Origin of the sequence: Umezawaea sp. Da 62-37 (genome assembly GCF_032460545.1) — a bacterium.
Taxonomy (GTDB): Bacteria; Actinomycetota; Actinomycetes; order Mycobacteriales; family Pseudonocardiaceae; genus Umezawaea.
Genome location: NZ_CP135965.1, coordinates 9,193,239 through 9,208,319, shown reverse-complemented (window position 1 = coordinate 9,208,319; position 15,081 = coordinate 9,193,239). Strand labels below are relative to the sequence as shown.

General features: G+C 70.9%; 12 protein-coding genes. 4 read left to right on the top strand and 8 right to left on the bottom strand.

The features are described 5' to 3' along the window. Window positions 1-58 precede the first annotated feature (58 nt). A complete protein-coding gene (locus tag RM788_RS41700; RefSeq protein WP_315925673.1) occupies window positions 59-703 on the top strand; it encodes a hypothetical protein in 645 nt (214 codons plus the stop codon). 572 nt (window positions 704-1,275) lie between these two features. Here the strand turns inward: RM788_RS41700 and RM788_RS41695 are convergent. From RM788_RS41695 to RM788_RS41670, 6 genes are all read right to left on the bottom strand, one after another. Then, entirely contained in the window at window positions 1,276-2,724 is a 1,449-nt protein-coding gene (locus tag RM788_RS41695; protein ID WP_315925671.1) for an L-fucose/L-arabinose isomerase family protein, read from the bottom strand. Between the two features lie 118 nt (window positions 2,725-2,842). Next, entirely contained in the window at window positions 2,843-4,015 is a 1,173-nt protein-coding gene (rhaI, locus tag RM788_RS41690) for an L-rhamnose isomerase (protein ID WP_315925669.1), read from the bottom strand. Between the two features lie 188 nt (window positions 4,016-4,203). After that, window positions 4,204-5,277: a rhamnose ABC transporter substrate-binding protein gene (gene rhaS / locus RM788_RS41685; RefSeq protein ID WP_315925667.1), complete on the bottom strand. Its 1,074-nt coding sequence runs from the start codon at window positions 5,275-5,277 to the stop codon at window positions 4,204-4,206. Between the two features lie 11 nt (window positions 5,278-5,288). Further along, on the bottom strand, window positions 5,289-6,359 hold the full coding sequence (locus tag RM788_RS41680; protein WP_315925665.1) for an ABC transporter permease: 1,071 nt from the start codon (window positions 6,357-6,359) through the stop codon (window positions 5,289-5,291). Continuing rightward, window positions 6,352-7,383 carry an ABC transporter permease gene (locus RM788_RS41675; RefSeq protein WP_315925663.1) on the bottom strand — a complete coding sequence of 344 codons (1,032 nt, stop codon included), beginning with the start codon at window positions 7,381-7,383 and terminating at the stop codon, window positions 6,352-6,354. Before RM788_RS41675 ends, RM788_RS41680 begins: the two co-directional genes overlap by 8 nt. Next, window positions 7,380-8,885 carry a sugar ABC transporter ATP-binding protein gene (locus RM788_RS41670; RefSeq protein WP_315925661.1) on the bottom strand — a complete coding sequence of 502 codons (1,506 nt, stop codon included), beginning with the start codon at window positions 8,883-8,885 and terminating at the stop codon, window positions 7,380-7,382. The genes RM788_RS41675 and RM788_RS41670 overlap by 4 nt, the downstream gene beginning before the upstream one ends. Before the next feature lie 215 nt (window positions 8,886-9,100). Here RM788_RS41670 and RM788_RS41665 point away from each other — a divergent pair, with 215 nt between their 5' ends. The 3 genes from RM788_RS41665 to RM788_RS41655 all read left to right on the top strand — a co-directional run bounded on the left by RM788_RS41665 (window position 9,101) and on the right by RM788_RS41655 (window position 12,736). Beyond that, a complete protein-coding gene (locus tag RM788_RS41665; RefSeq protein ID WP_315934890.1) occupies window positions 9,101-10,114 on the top strand; it encodes a LacI family DNA-binding transcriptional regulator in 1,014 nt (337 codons plus the stop codon). A gap of 68 nt (window positions 10,115-10,182) precedes the next feature. Next, entirely contained in the window at window positions 10,183-11,142 is a 960-nt protein-coding gene (locus tag RM788_RS41660) for a non-homologous end joining protein Ku (RefSeq protein ID WP_315925659.1), read from the top strand. Window positions 11,143-11,551: 409 nt separating this feature from the next. Next, window positions 11,552-12,736, top strand: coding sequence for an alpha-amylase family protein (locus RM788_RS41655; protein ID WP_315925657.1), 1,185 nt, complete (start codon window positions 11,552-11,554; stop codon window positions 12,734-12,736). A gap of 51 nt (window positions 12,737-12,787) precedes the next feature. On the opposite strand, the gene RM788_RS41650 is transcribed toward RM788_RS41655, so the two are convergent. Next, on the bottom strand, window positions 12,788-14,149 hold the full coding sequence (locus RM788_RS41650) for a DUF1996 domain-containing protein (protein WP_315925655.1): 1,362 nt from the start codon (window positions 14,147-14,149) through the stop codon (window positions 12,788-12,790). A 304-nt stretch (window positions 14,150-14,453) separates the two neighbouring features. After that, window positions 14,454-15,059 (bottom strand): TetR/AcrR family transcriptional regulator, encoded by a 606-nt coding sequence (locus RM788_RS41645; protein WP_315925653.1) that lies wholly within the window; start codon window positions 15,057-15,059, stop codon window positions 14,454-14,456. Window positions 15,060-15,081: the final 22 nt, after the last annotated feature.

Below are 15,081 nucleotides of genomic sequence, written 5' to 3'. Positions count from 1 at the left end.
GCCGGCACCATCTTCGAACAGGTGTTCGTTCTGGTGTTCGAGCGGAGAGGAGTGCGCGATGCGGGTGCGGCTAGATCCCAGGCAGTGGCCCGGCCGTGTCATCCCGGAGACCGATTCAGAGATCGACACGGCTGTCGAAGCCGTGTGCATGCGGGCGAGCTGGCCGGACGCGGACCGGCAGCGGATCCGCGCGACGCTAGTGCCCTGGTTCGCCGACGGCTGGCCCGTGGACGCGGTGCTGGCAGCCGTCGACGTCCGTCCGGACGGTTCCCGCCAGGGCAGGCCGAGGGGCAGCGGGCAGGAGGCGCACGAGTTCCTGCGCGCCCGGCTCCACGCGTGGTCCGGCACGGGCGGTCAGCGGGCGAAGCCGCCGGTGCCCGGTATGCCGCTCGGGCAGTGGTGGCGCGTCAACCGCCGCAACGCCCGCCTGCACGAGCCGCGCGAGGCCGCTCCGCTGGGCCCCGAGGGCGAGCAGGCCCGCGAGGAGTCGCTGGCACGGGCGCGGGCGCACCTGACCGACCCGGTGGAGCGCTCACGGGAGAAGGCGCGGCGTTGGCGCGAGGCCCTGGACACCCTGCTGGTGCCGGGCAAGGCGGTGCCGACGTTCGAGGACTCCAGGCGGCTGCTCGTCGACCGGGTCGTCCCACGAGGCGTGTGCCCGCACTGCGGCGCAGGTCAGGTGGCGGTCCGCCGGGCGGCGTGAGCAGGGGGTTCGATTCGCGGACGGGGGTCGGGCGCGGATTCCGACGTGGCATCAGGGCGACCTGCTGACACTGCGGCGCGGACCTGCGGGAATGTCGATCTGCGGAACGGCGACCCGCGGAGGTCGGTGTGGCGGTCTACTCCAGGTGAGTGGCTGCCGGGACTTCGTGCTGCCCGAATGCCGTGCCAGCCCGAATGCCGTTCTTGCCCGGTTCCCTTGCGGCACCAACGTTCCACGGCGCCGGGGTGCGGGCGGCGGACGCGGATCCAGGCGGGGTGCGACCTCGGGTGGCGAGTCTAGCGAGCCCGGCGCGTCCCTTGTGGACCGGGGCCGCGACAGGCCGACGCGATCCCCGCGTCAGCGCTCCGAGCCCGTCGGGCGAACACTCGCGAGCCGGTCTTGGCACCTGTTCCGACCGAACGCACCTGCCTGCGAGCGCCACGACGCACTGCGGGCGGTGATCCGGTCCTGTGTGGACGCGGGCGTGCCCGGTACCGCCGCCGACGCCCACCACGACCCGCGGGCCACGCCGGATCGGGCAGCAGCGGACCCGGTTCCGCCCATCGGGTGCGTCAGACACGGACCTCCACGAACTCCAGGCCCACCAGTTCCGCGACAGCGGCCAGTTCGGCGGCGCGGTGGCCGGTGCCGAGCGCCCAGTGGTGGTCGACGCCCGAGGCGCTCCAGCGGTCGGTCCACTCGCCGGGGTCGCAGCCGAAGTCGACCCTGGACGTGGTGTTGCCGATCCGCAGCAGGGGTCCGGTGACGACCGTGCCCTCGGAGGACACCACGACGTAGCGGCCGTCGCGGCGCTGGCCCAGGCCCAGGAGCGTGACGGGGCCCGGTTGGACGTCGAACTCGACGGACACGCCCCAGCCCCGTTTGCCGTGGTAGGTCCCCAGGCCGCGGAGCAACGGCCGCTTGGCGCTGATGGCCAGGTGGGCGGGGCCGTCGTGGCCCATCTCCACCACGTCGTCGACGAAGTCGAGCGCCTGGAACTCGGTGAACGAGCCACCGGCGCCGAGCCGGTCCATGATCAGCATGGCGAGGGAGTTGCGCAGTTCGTACTCCCCGGCCGCGGGCACGCCGCGCGCGGTGAGCAGTGACGCGCCGAGGATCATCCCGGCGCCCAGCCGTTCGTGCTGCTCGCCGTCGAGGCCGCGGTGGTAGTAGGCCAGCGAGTCGAGCGCGAAGTCGTCGACGAGCCGGTCGAGGCCGACCGACACCTTGGCGCCCCAGGCGAGGTCGTCGGGGTTCACCGTGTCGTCCAGGTCGAACACCTCGCCCGCGAGGGCGACGCGGTCGGCGACCTGGGCGTCGGTCACCTCCTCCACCCGGACGCGCAGGTCGTCGAACTCGAGGACCTCGACGTGGCCGCCCAACTGGGTGGACACCGACGTCAGGTCCGTGGCGACGTCGAGCATGCCGGGGTACAGGTGTCCCATCAGTCCGTGCCTGCCGTGGCGCAACGCGCCCCGCACGCCGGCGGCCTTCACCCAGCGGGCGATCCGGGTCCAGGCGCGCTCGTCCTCGACGTAGCCGGACACGGAGCGGAACCCCACGCCCGCGCGTTCGAAGGCGTTGGCCATCTCCGGCAGCGGGCACGCGCCGCAGTAGGCGAGCCACGCGCCGGTGTCGAACGTGGCGTGGTTCATCCGCTCGGTGGGCTGGAGGTTGATGATCAGCACCGGGGCGCCGCTGCGCTGCGCGACCGGCACCAGCATCGACGCCGTCATGTACGTGGTGAGGAACCCGACGATGAGGTCGCAGCCCGCGACCCGCAGCTCCTCCGCGGCGACCGCGCCCTCCTGGGCGTCGGAGATGAAGCCGACGTCCACGACGTCGATGTCCCCGATGGCGCGCAGGCGCTCCGACACCCGTGCGGCCGAGCGCCGCAACTGCGGGAGCAGGTCGGGGAACTGCGGCCAGTACGCGCCCAGCCCGCCCGCGACGAGGCCGATCGTGGTGCGGCGCCCGACGACGCGGGTCAGCGCGGCGGAGGCGTCCTGCGTCGAGGTCATGGGTCTCTCCTTCGTGGGGTCGGGCACCGATGTCCGCGCACCGCGCGTCAGCACGGCCAGGAGACCGCGGCCGTGCGTCCCGGTCGCGGTGCGGGGGCTCCACCGCGACCGGGACGGGTCAGGCGCCCCAGCCCGCCTGGGTGCCGCCGACGCGGGCCGTCTCGATCTGCTTCTGGTAGCCGGACCGGTGGTAGGCGGCCACCGGGTCGGGGTCGAGGCCCATCTCCTCGCGCAGTTCCCGCAGCAGCGGGCGGACGTCGGAGGAGTAGGCGTCCATCAGCACCTCGTTGGCGCCCAGGACGTCACCGGAGTCCTGCGCCGCCTCCAGCGCCTCGGTGTCGACCAGCAGCGCCTTGGCCGTGGCCTCCTGGACGTTGAGCACCGAACGGATGATCGCGGGGATCTTCGCCTCGATGTTGTGGCACTGGTCGAGCATGAACGCGATGCCGCTGTCCGGTCCGGTCGCGTTCGCCGACACCAGCTCGAAGAGGATCCGGAAGAGCTGGAACGGGTCCGCCGCGCCGACCATCAGGTCGTCGTCGGCGTAGAAGCGGGAGTTGAAGTCGAACGCGGCGAGCTTCCCGGCGCGCAGCAGGAACGCGACGATGAACTCGATGTTCGTGCCGGGCGCGTGGTGGCCGGTGTCGATGCACACCCCGGCCTTGTCCCCCAGCTCGACGCAGTGGGCGTAGGAGGTGCCCCAGTCCGGCACGTCGGTGGTGTAGAACGCGGGCTCGAACAGCTTGTACTCCAGCAGCATCCGCTGGTCGTCGCCCAACCGGTCGTAGACCTCGCGCAGGGCGGCGGCGAGCCGGTCCTGGCGCTTGCGGATCGAGTCCTGGCCGGGGTAGTTGGTGCCGTCGGAGAACCACAGCTTGAGGTCGCGGCTGCCGGTGGCGTCCATGATGTCGACGCACTCCAGCAGGTGGTCGACCGCTTTGCGGCGCACCCGCGGGTCCGGGTTGGTGACGCTGCCGAGCTTGTAGTCGTCGTCCTGGAAGACGTTGGCGTTGATGACCCCGAGCCCGACGCCCTGGTCGGCGGCGAAGCGGGCGAGTTCGGCGTAGTCGTCGACCTTGTCCCACGGGATGTGCAGCGCGACGGTCGGTGCCGCACCGGTCAGCCGGTGCACGACTGCGGCGTCGGCGATCTTCTCCTCGGGGGAGCGCGGCACCCCGGCCTGGGCGAAGACCTTGAACCGGGTACCGGAGTTCCCGTAGGCCCACGACGGGGTCTCGATGCGCTGCTCGCGCAGTGCCGCTTTCATCCGGTCGGCCTTGCTGTCAGTCATGTAACCGCCTCCGCGGAGAGAAGTACGACGTCGCGCCCCGTGTCGCGGGGCGCGGCGGGCGTCTCGGGCCACAGGGCGCGGTGCTCGGCGGTCTGCCCGGAACGGACCCGGAGCGGGAAGCAGCAGCGCACGGTCACTCCCCCTGGTGGTGACCGGGGCGGGTCCGGTCGGACCCGCCCCGGCGGTGCTCAGAAGTTGAACTGGTCGATGTTCTTCGCGTCGAAGATGGTCGGCGGGCCGAGGACGATCTCGCCGCCGGCGCCGATCTTGTACTCGCCGAGCTTGCCCGCCTTGAAGGTCTCGCCCTCCTTGCCGGTGATCTGGCCGGAGGCGAGCGCGGCGCCCGCGTAGCCCGCGAGGTAGCCGATGTCGGCCGGGTTCCACAGGGCGAACTGGTTGACGGTGGTGTCCTTGACGTAGTCGCGCATCTGGTTGGGGGTGCCCAGACCGGTGACCGCGACCTTGCCCTTGTAGGAGGAGCCGGAGACGTAGCGCGCCGTCGCGGCGATGCCGACCGTGGTCGGCGAGACGATCACCTTGAGGTCCGGGTGGGTCTGGAGCAGGCCCTGTGCCTCCTGGAACGACTTCTGGTCGTCGTCGTTGCCGTAGACGGTGGCGACGAGCTTCAGGTTCGCGTTCTCGGGCTTCTTCAGCTCGGTGTTCATCACCTCGATCCAGGCGTTCTGGTTCGTGGCGTTCGGCGTGGCGGAGAGGATCGCGATCTCACCGGAGCCGCCCGCGAGCGTGCTGGCCATCTTCACCAGCTGCTCGCCGATGCCCTGGGTGGTGGCCTGGTTGATGAAGACGTCGCGGCAGTCCTTCGACGCGTCGGAGTCGAACGCGACGATCTTGATGCCCGCGGCGCGCGCCTGGTTGAGCGACGGGCACACGGCGTTGGGGTCGTTCGCGGCGATGCCGATGACGTCCTGCTGCTGCTGGATCAGCGTGTTGATGTAGCTGACCTGCGAGGACGCGCTGGCGTCGTTGGGTCCGACGAGCTTGTAGGTGCCCTTGATCTCATCGACCGCGGCCTTGCCTCCGCTGACCTCGATGTCGCTGTAGGGGTTGTTGAGCTGCTTGGGCAGGAAGGCGATCTTCAGGCCCTCCTTGAGCGCGGCGCCGGGGTTGGCCACGGCACTCCCGGAATCGGTGGAACCGCCCGTGGCGGCCGAGTCCTTGGTGGTGCCGGAGCACGCGCTGAGCCCGAGGGCGAGGACGGCGCTGAACGCCACTGGCGCGATCAGGCGTAGACGACGGGACATGGGAGTGCCTCTCAGGATGACCGGACGGCCGGCGACGATGACGGGTCGGACTGGACAGGCGGTGAGCTGGCCGGCGCCGGTGGGTCGGGTGGTGCCGGGGAGGTGGCCGCGCCGCCGGGGGGACGGCGCCGGGAGGCGGCGGAGCGGATCGCGCCCACCGCGTTCGGGGCGAGCACCGAGATGATCAGCAACAGGCCGGTGACGACCGTGAGCGCCTCGTTGGAGACGTCCGCGAGGCGCAGGGCGTTCTGCAGCGCGGCGAGCAGGGTGACCCCGCCCAGCACGCCCCAGAGCGTCCCGCGACCGCCGAAGATGGAGACGCCGCCCAGCAGCACGGCCGCGACGACGGCGAGTTCGAGACCCGAGCCGTTGTCGGCGCGGGCGCTGGAGTAGCGCAGCGTCCAGAGGATGCCCGCGAGCGCCGAGACGACGCCGCAGACCACGTAGAGCCAGAACGTCGTGCGGGCCACCCGGATGCCGCCGAACCGCGCGGCCTCCTTGTTGGCGCCCATGACGAACAGCGAGCGGCCGAACGGCGTGGCGTGCAGCACCACGCCGAACACCACCAGCAGCAGGAGCAGCGGCCACACGATGTTGGGGATGCCCGCGTTGCCGCCGATGACCCAGCCGGTCCAGGTGCCGGGGAACTGGGCGACCGCGGCGTCGCCGAGCACGACCAGCGCCAGCCCGCGGTAGAGCGCGAGCGTGCCGATCGTGACGGCCAGCGACGGCAGTCCGAACACGGTCACGAACAGGCCGTTGACCGCGCCCAGCACCGCGCCCAGCACGAGGCAGACCACCACGATCAGCTCGATCGACATGCCGCCGTCCCACAGGGCGCCCATCACGGCGCTGGACAGGCCCAGCGTGCTGGCCACCGACAGGTCGATCTCGCCGGTGACGATGATCAGCGTCATCGGCAGCGCGATGAGCAGGACCGGTGCCAGGTCGAGCACCAGGAACGACAGGTTGCGGGCGGACGCGAAGTTGTCGACGGTCGCGCTGGCGACCACGACGAACAGCACGAGCACCGCGATGACGGCCACGTCCCAGCCGGTGAAGCGCTTGAGCAGGTCAGACACGGGACGACTCCTTCCGCAGCCGGGCCGCGACCCTGGCCGCGACGGCCTTGTCGGTGCCGATGGCCAGCAGGATCAGGGCACCGACGATCGCCTGCTGCCAGAACTGGTCGATGCCCAGCACCGGCAGCGCGCTGCCGATCGTGGTGAGCAGGAGGGCGCCGATCGCGGCGCCGTAGACGGTGCCGCTGCCGCCGAACACCGCGACACCGCCGACCACGGCGGCCGCCACGACGTTGAGTTCGTAGCCGTTGCCCGCCGCGGCGTCGATCGTGCCGAAACGCGCGGCGAACAGGACCCCGGCCAGGCCTGCCAGGGCACCGCTGAACGTGAACGCCGCGAGGGTGCGGCGGCCGACGGGGATGCCCACCAGCCGCGCCGCGGCCGGGTCGGACCCCATCGCGTACAGCTCGCGGCCGGAGCGCTGGTTGCGCAGGAAGTACCCGGTGGCCAGGACGACCACCACCGCGATGACCAGCAGCCACGGCACGCCGAGCACGGTGGCGGTGCCGAAGCCGAGGAAGCCCCTGGGGAGTTCGTCGGCGTTGATCTGCTGGCCGCCCGCCCAGAAGAACGCGACGCCCCGGTAGACGTAGAGGGTGCCGAGCGTGACCACCAGCGCGGGCACGTTGCCGAACCGCACGAGCGCGCCGTTGACCAGGCCGAGGACCGCGCCGAACGCGAGGCCGACGAGAACGGCGGCCACGATCGGCAGGCCGGGGTTCGCCTGGAGCAGCGAGCCGACCGCGTAGGCGGAAAGCCCGAGCACCGAGCCCACCGACAGGTCGATGTTGCGGGTGATGATCACGACCGTCTGGCCGACGGCCAGCACGATCAGGATCGCGGCGCCGAGCACCAGGTCGCGCAGGCTCTGCGCGGACAGGAACCGCGGGTTCACCACCGCGGTGACGGCGACGAGCGCGACCAGGGCGATCACGATGCCCAGTTCGCGGGCCCGCAGTGCCAGCGCGACGCGCGAGGCCGGGGCGCGGTGGCCCTGCTCGTGCGTCGAGGACGGGGCGCTCATGCCGCCACCTGCCCCGTCGCGGCGAACATGACCGACTCCTCGTCGGCGTCGGCCCTGGGGATCTCCGCCACCAGGTGGCCTTCCCTCATCACGAGCACGCGGTCGGCCATGCCGAGCACCTCCGGCAGTTCCGAGGACACCATGATGATCGCGACCCCGTCGGCGGCCAGGTCCGACAGCAGCCGGTGCACCTCGGCCTTGGTGCCGACGTCGATGCCGCGGGTGGGCTCGTCGACGATCAGCACGCGCGGGGCGGTGGAGAGCCACTTGGCCAGCACGACCTTCTGCTGGTTGCCGCCGGACAGGCGCAGCACCGGGTCGTCCAGGCGGGCGTACTTGGTCTGGAGCTTGGCGGTCCACTCGGCCGCGGACCGGCGTTCGGCGCCGCCGAACAGCAGGCCGAACGAAGCCAGCCCGCGCCAACGGGTGGACGTGACGTTGCGTTCGATGGATGCCTCCAGCACCAGCCCCTGCTGGCGACGGTCCTCGGGCACGAGCGCGATGCCCGCCGCCATCGCGGCGCGCGGCGAGCCAGGGGGGAGCACCTTCCCACCGACCCGGACCTCGCCGGAGTCCCGCTTGTCGACGCCGAACACGGCCTGGACCACCTCGGAGCGACCGGCGCCGACGAGCCCGGCCAGCGCGACGATCTCACCGGCGCGCACCTGGAACGACACGTCCCGGAACACCCCTGCCCGCGAGATCCCCTCGACCTCCAGCACGACGTCGCCCGCGGGCACGTCGCGCTTGGGGAACAGCGCGGAGAGCGGGCGGCCGACCATCCGCCGGACGATCTCGTCGACGGTCAGCGAGTCGAGCGGATCGGTGGAGACGTGCTTGCCGTCCCGCATGATCGTGACCCGCTGGCACAGCGCGGTGATCTCGTCGAACCGGTGGGAGATGAACAGCAGCGCCGCGCCGCCGTCGCGCAGTGAGCGGGCGACGGTGAACAGGCGTTCGACCTCCACGCCGGACAGCGCCGCCGTCGGTTCGTCCATGACGATCACGCGGGCCCGGCGGGACAGCGCCTTGGCGATCTCGACGATCTGCTGGTCGGCGATGGACAGCCCGCGCGCGGGGCGGTCGGGGTCGATGGCCACGCCGAGACGGGTGAACAGCTCCGCCGCGAGCCTGGAGGCGGCCTTGTGGTCGACCCGGCCGAGGGAGCGGCGCGGCTGGCGGCCCATCACGATGTTCTCCGCGACCGAGAGGTCGGGGAACAGGGTGGGCTCCTGGTAGATGACCGCGATCCCGGCGTCGATGGCGGCGGCGGGCGAGCCGAGGTCCACGGGCTCGCCGTCGAGCAGCACCTGCCCGGAGTCGGGCCGGTGCACCCCGGCCAGCATCTTGACGATGGTCGACTTGCCCGCGCCGTTCTCGCCCACCAGTGCGTGGATCTCGCCGCCGTGCAACGGGAAGGACACGTCGCGCACCGCGGCCACCGCCCCGAACGACTTGGCGACGGACGCGACCGCGAGCAGCGGCACCGGGCCCGGTTCCATCCGGTCTCCTTCAGCGTCAATGATGAGCGGAGTTATGAAACGTTTCAAGATGTGAGCCAGGCGACCTTAAGGTCCCTATCGGCAGGTCGTCAAGCCCATCCTCGCAGATCGGGGCAACGGCGCGCTAAGGTCCGATTTGGCAACACTTCGGCCAACAGGACACGTTTTGCTCACGTTTCAAAGGAGGACGGGTGTCGGTACCCGCCGTGCCGAGCATGAAGGACGTCGCCGCCAGGGCGGGTGTCTCCCTGGGCACGGTGTCCAACGTCCTCAACCGACCCGACATGGTCAGCGAGCGCACCCGGCAGCGGGTGCGGGCCGCGATCGACGCGCTCGGGTTCGTCCGCAACGAGTCGGCCAGGCAGCTGCGCGGCGGGGGCAGCCGCACCCTCGCCTACGTCGTGCTCGACACTTCCAACCCGTTCTTCACCGACGTCGCCCGTGGTGTGCAGGAGACCGGTGACGGCGAGGGGCTCGCGGTGTACCTGTGCAACAGCGGGGACGACCCGCGCCGCCAGGCCGCCTACCTCGACCTGCTGGAGCAGCAACGGGTCGAGGGCGTGCTGATCACCCCCGCCGACGCCGCCGACCCCAGGCTCACCGCCCTCGCGCGGCGCGGCACACCCGTCGTGTTCGTGGACCGCGGCGCGGGGCCGGACAGCTGCTCGGTCACCGTCGACGACGTGCTGGGCGGCGACCTCGCCGTCACCCACCTGCTCGACACCGGCCACGAGCGGATCGCGTTCATCGGCGGACCGAGCACGATCGGCCAGGTCGCCGACCGCATCGCCGGGGCCCGGCGCGCCCTGGAACGCGCCGGTCGCGACCCCGACGACCTGACGGTCCTGCAGACCTCGCGGCTGGACGTCGCCGAGGGCAGGCGCGCCGGGGAGCGGCTCGCCGGGTTCCCCGCCGCGCGACGGCCGACGGCCGCGTTCTGCGCCAACGACCTGGTGGCGCTCGGGCTGCTCCAGCAGATGGTGCGCCTGGGTCTGCGGGTGCCGGAGGACATGGCGATCATCGGCTACGACGACATCGAGTTCGCCGAGGCCGCGGCCGTGCCGCTGACGTCGGTCAGCCAACCCCGCCACCTGCTCGGCCGCACCGCGGCGGAACTGCTGCTCTCCGAGTCGCGGGGCAGCGGCGGGCACCAGCACCGGCAGGTGGTCTTCGACCCGGAACTGGTCGTGCGCGCCTCCACCCGGCTACGCCCGGTGCCACTCGTCTGAGGCGGTTGGGACGAGCGGCCCCGTGGTACCTCGTCGGGTGGATACCACCACGACGGGACGGTGCTGCGATGGCTCGGGCTATCTGGAGCGGTGCGATCAGCTTCGGGCTGGTCTCGATCCCGGTCGCGCTCTACAGCGCCACCCACGACCACACCGTGCACTTCAACCAGTTCGAACGCGGCACGTCCGACCGGATCCGCTACCAGCGGATCAACGAGCGGACGGGCGCCGAGGTGGAGTACTCCGACGTCGTCAAGGGCCACGACGTCGGTGATGGCGAGTACGTCGTCCTCGAACAGGACGAACTCGCCGAGATCGCACCCGGCCGCTCCCGGACGATCGACATCGACACGTTCGTCGACCTCGACGACATCGACCCCATCTACTTCCAGAAGAGCTACTGGCTCGGCCCCTCGAAATCCGAGTACGCCCACCCGTACCGCCTCCTCGTCCGCGCCATGGCGAAGACCAACCGGGCGGGCATCGCCACGTTCGTGATGCGCGGCAAGCAGTACCTCACCGCCGTGCACGCCGACGGCGACCTCCTCGCACTCGAAACCCTGTTCTTCGCCGACGAAATCCGCGACCCGGCCGACGTGCTCGACGAACTCCCCACCGGCGACCGCGCCAAGCCGAAGGAAGTCGCCATGGCCACCTCCCTCATCGAATCGATGAGCGGCCCCTGGCGCCCCGAGGACTACCGCGACACCTACACCGCCAAGGTGGAGCAACTGGTCCGGAACAAGCGGAAGGGCAAGAAGACCACCATCGCCCCCGAACCCGCCGACGCGACCGAGGCCGTGGACCTCATGGAGGCACTGCGACGCAGCGTGGAGAACACCAGGAAGAAGCGTGCGGGGGCCGAAGCCAAGTGCGCGGGAGCTGAAACGAAGTCAGCCAAGAAGCCCACCGACCTGTCCGAACTGTCCAAGGCCGACCTCGACAAACGCGCCCGCGAACTGGGAGTCAACGGCCGCTCGAAGATGACACGGGCAGACCTGGAAAAGGCGATCAACAAGGCTTCGTAGCCAGCAGGGCACAAGCACAGCAGCCCACGAACCGAGCCGCCCCACCGCAAACCGAACACGCCCCCGAACACCGCACAACTGAACAAGACCGCCAGCCAAGACGGCGGCGAGCGTGCCCGCATCTTGTTCGGCCGATTTTACTTGGGGTTTTCGGCCCTACCCTTGCGGCGGCGGGCAGGAGCTTCACCACCTGCCCTTTTAGACCGCCGAGGGCCGAAAAGAGGGGCCCCAAGTCAAATCGGCCGAACCCGGAGAACGGCGGCCACCGATACCCGGTTTCGAGGGACAAGCCCACCCGGTGTCAAGGAACAGCCCCCACCCAGAGCCCACCCACACACACAGCCCAACCACAGCCTCCCTCCCTACCATCGCCCAAGTCACGCGCGGCCCCCGACCCGAAAGGACGGACGTGCGCAGCGTCGCAGCCTTGGCGGCCTTCACCGCGGCCCTCCTCTTCACCCCTCCCCCCTCCCCACCCGACACCCCCCTCGACAACAACCTCTCCCCCACCCCCGTCCTCGGCTGGAACGACTGGAACACCTTCGGCTGCGCCGTCACCGACTCCCTGATCCGCGAGACCGCCGACGCCATGTCCACCAACGGCATGGCCGCCGCCGGGTACCGGTACGTGACGATCGACGACTGCTGGTCCCAACACACCCGCGACCCCGACGGCAACCTCGTCGCAGACCCCGCCAAATTCCCCCAGGGCATGAAGTCCCTCGCCGACTACGTCCACGGCAAGGGCCTCAAGATCGGCATCTACTCCTCGGCGGGTCTCACGACCTGCGCCGGGTACCCGGCGAGCCTGGACCACGAGGTGCGCGACGCCAACCTGTGGGCGTCCTGGGGCATCGACTACTTGAAGTACGACAACTGCGGCAACACCGAGGGCAGGCCGGGGCAGGAGCGGTTCGCGGCGATGCGGGACGCGTTGACGGCGACGGGGCGGCCGATCGTGTTCGCGGTGTGCAACTGGGGCACCGACTCGGTGCGGGTGTGGGGACCGTCGACCGGCAACTCGTGGCGCACCACCGGGGACATCACCGACGACTGGGCGGCGGTCATGGCGATCCTGGAGGCGCAGCCCGCGTGGGCGGCGCGGTCGCGGCCGGGCGCGTGGAACGACCCGGACATGCTGGAGGTCGGCAACGGGCTGACCGACGACGAGGCGCGGGCGCACTTCAGCCTGTGGGCGCTGCTCAACGCTCCGCTGCTGGCGGGCAACGACCTGCGGTCGATGACGGAGCGGACGCGGGTGGTCCTGACCAACGCCGAGGTGATCGCGGTCGACCAGGACTGGGGCGGCAGGCAGGGCACGAGGATCGCCGACGACGGCGACCAGGAGGTGTGGGCCAAGCCGATGTCCGACGGGTCCGCGGCGGTCGTGCTGCTCAACCGCGCGGACACCCCGGCCGCGGTCTCCACGACCGCCGCCGCGCTCGGTCTGGCCGACGCGCCCGCCTACTCGGTGCGGGACCTCTGGGAGCACACCACCGGCTCGTCGGCGGGCGGGATCAGCGCCGAGGTGCCCGCGCACGGAGCCGTGGTGTACCGGGTGTCCGCGTCGACGCTCCGGCCCGGCGAACTCTGAGCGGACAGCGCGCCACCGCCGTCGCGAGGGGCGACGGCGGTGGCGCGGCGGTCATTCCTTGCAGGTCTTGCCGGAGTTCACGCAGGCGACCAGGCGGTTCATGATCTTGTCGGACATCACGTTGGCGAAGTCGTCGTGGTCGGAGAACGGGTCGTGCTCCTCCGCGGGGAACGAGTCCACCTTGTACTGCGCGTTCTTCTGCACGTCCGCCGGGATGTCGTAGGTCAACGTGATGCGCAGCTGCGGGATGGCCTGAAAACCGTTGCCGCACTGGCCGGTGGCGTCGGCGAAGGCGACGTGATCGCGGTGGTTGGCGCTGTCGGTGTTCTTGCCGTCCCAGCAGCCGGGGAAGTCGTGGATCCGCTTGACCGCCGCGCCGTTCGGGCAGATCGGGTACTTGTTGAGCAGCACCTTGTCCTCGAAGCCCGCGCAGGTCCAGGAGGCCTTGGTGTTCTTGTCGCCGTTGATGGAGCGCTTGGCGTCGCCGTAGAGGATCTTCAGGAACTTCGGCATCGCCACGACCTGCCCCACGGGGCTGCCGCGGAAGGTGATGTCGGCGGCCTTCGGCTCCTGCACCTCGCCGTCGTTGCCCTCCAACTCCTCGTCCTTGCCGGTTCCCGTGCCCGCGTCGGCATCGGCGGCCGCGGCACCCGCCGCGAGCTTGCACGGCGCGAGCTTGTCCAGGCCCTGGGGCTTCGCGGCGACGCGGCCGATCGCGATGGCCATCCGCTCGATCGTCGCGGCCCGCTTCTCCTTCAGCGGCCCCAGGATCGCGTTGTTCACGAACCCGGCGTCGTTCTTCTGCGCCGCCGCGGTGTCGGCCAACCGCTTCTCGGCCTCGGCCTCCTGGGTGCCCAGCAGCGCGAGGTTGTTGTCGACCTCCGCCTTCGCCTGCTGGGGCACGTTCTTGAGCTGCGCGGCGACGTCCGGGCAGTCGATCCCGGCTCCGCCGCCCGCCTCCTCCTCGCCCTTGTCGATGCGGATGACGGGCCAGAAGTAGGCGGACTTGTCGCCGTTCTTGCAGGTCGTGCCGCCCGCGTCGAGGCTCTGGTCGGTGGAGTTCGCGTCCGTGGTCAGGTTGCCGACGTAGTCGTGCAGGTGCTGCGCGCCGTTCTGGACGCCGGGCGCGGCGATGAAGTTGTCCGGGTTGAAGTGGCCGTTCTCGTTGAGGCCGCAGTTGACCGTGAACGTGCCGGTCGTCGCGCCCCGCTGGGGCTTCGGCGTCTTCACGTTGGCCTTGACCTTCGTGATGTCGACGAACAGCGACGGGTCGGCTCCGTCGGCCTTGGCGGCGTTCTCGTCGCCCGCGTTGGTGACCACGACGGCCACGCCGATGGCGAGCGCCAGGCCTGCCATGCCCGCGATCAGCTTCGTGCTGCGGGAGATCTGGTGCCGCGCTGTGGAACGCGTCATGTTGTGCACCTCGGGGGGACGAACGCGGGAATCCGCGCGGGGCGGTGGACATCCCGGAGTACGTACAACCGATCAAGCCCCGCGCGCCGAAGCCGCCACCGTTATCATCTCGTAACCCAACCGATCGATCGGTCTCCACAGCTTCCGACCACAGGATGCCTTGCCGCGCTTGACGTTCCGAATAGACCGGATGAATCATGAGAGCGCTTCCACCTGCGGTTTCACCGGAGCGGAAGTCCTTTCGAGACCCTCGCGCGGCTGCCGTCCGCCGCACCGGCCGGCACCCGCGCGAGTCCTCCCCGCGTCAGCCCTCGCGTTGCGCCAACGCGATCCACGACCGGCAGAGCAGGTCGACGGCGTCGAGCACCACCTCGTCGGAGACGCCCTCGGGGTTGATCACGCGCTGGATCAGCAGCCCGTCCTCCAACGCGTGCGCGATCAGCGCCAGGAAGCCGAGATCGGCGGGCGGCCGGACGCCCGCGCGGGTCAGCGCGTCGTCGATGCCGCCCGCGATGGCCCCGCGGGCGAAGAGTTCGCGGTCGGCCAGCTCGGCGCGCAGCCGCTCGTCGCGCAGGGCGTGCAGCCAGAGTTCGGTGCGCAGCGCCAGCCACGCCTGGACGTTCGCCGCCCGGCCGCGGTGCCACGCCCGGAAAGCCTCCTGGTCGCCGTTCATGGCGCCGACCTCGTCGAACTCGGTCCTGGTCCGGTGTTCCAGCAACGCCAGCACGAGGTCGTCCTTGTCCGCGAAGTTGCCGTAGAACGCGCCCCTGCTGTACCCGGCGCGCTCGGCGATCTGCTCGACCGAGGCGCCGTTGACCCCCTTCTCGGCGAACAGCTCCGCCGCCGCGTCGATCAGCCGGGCACGGGTCAGTGCCCGGCTCTGGTCACGGGTCATCCGCTCGGTCGCCACGTTCGGATACGTTACCGTATCC

Bases quoted from the DNA above. Each gene is read 5' to 3' on its own strand.
- RM788_RS41700 (WP_315925673.1), top strand. From the start codon at position 59: ATGCGGGTGCGGCTAGATCCCAGGCAGTGGCCCGGCCGTGTCATCCCG.
- RM788_RS41660 (WP_315925659.1), top strand. From the start codon at position 10,183: ATGGCTCGGGCTATCTGGAGCGGTGCGATCAGCTTCGGGCTGGTCTCG.
- RM788_RS41675 (WP_315925663.1), bottom strand. From the start codon at position 7,383: ATGAGCGCCCCGTCCTCGACGCACGAGCAGGGCCACCGCGCCCCGGCC.
- rhaI (WP_315925669.1), bottom strand. From the start codon at position 4,015: ATGACTGACAGCAAGGCCGACCGGATGAAAGCGGCACTGCGCGAGCAG.
- RM788_RS41695 (WP_315925671.1), bottom strand. From the start codon at position 2,724: ATGACCTCGACGCAGGACGCCTCCGCCGCGCTGACCCGCGTCGTCGGG.
- RM788_RS41670 (WP_315925661.1), bottom strand. From the start codon at position 8,885: ATGGAACCGGGCCCGGTGCCGCTGCTCGCGGTCGCGTCCGTCGCCAAG.
- RM788_RS41665 (WP_315934890.1), top strand. From the start codon at position 9,101: ATGAAGGACGTCGCCGCCAGGGCGGGTGTCTCCCTGGGCACGGTGTCC.
- RM788_RS41650 (WP_315925655.1), bottom strand. From the start codon at position 14,149: ATGACGCGTTCCACAGCGCGGCACCAGATCTCCCGCAGCACGAAGCTG.
- rhaS (WP_315925667.1), bottom strand. From the start codon at position 5,277: ATGTCCCGTCGTCTACGCCTGATCGCGCCAGTGGCGTTCAGCGCCGTC.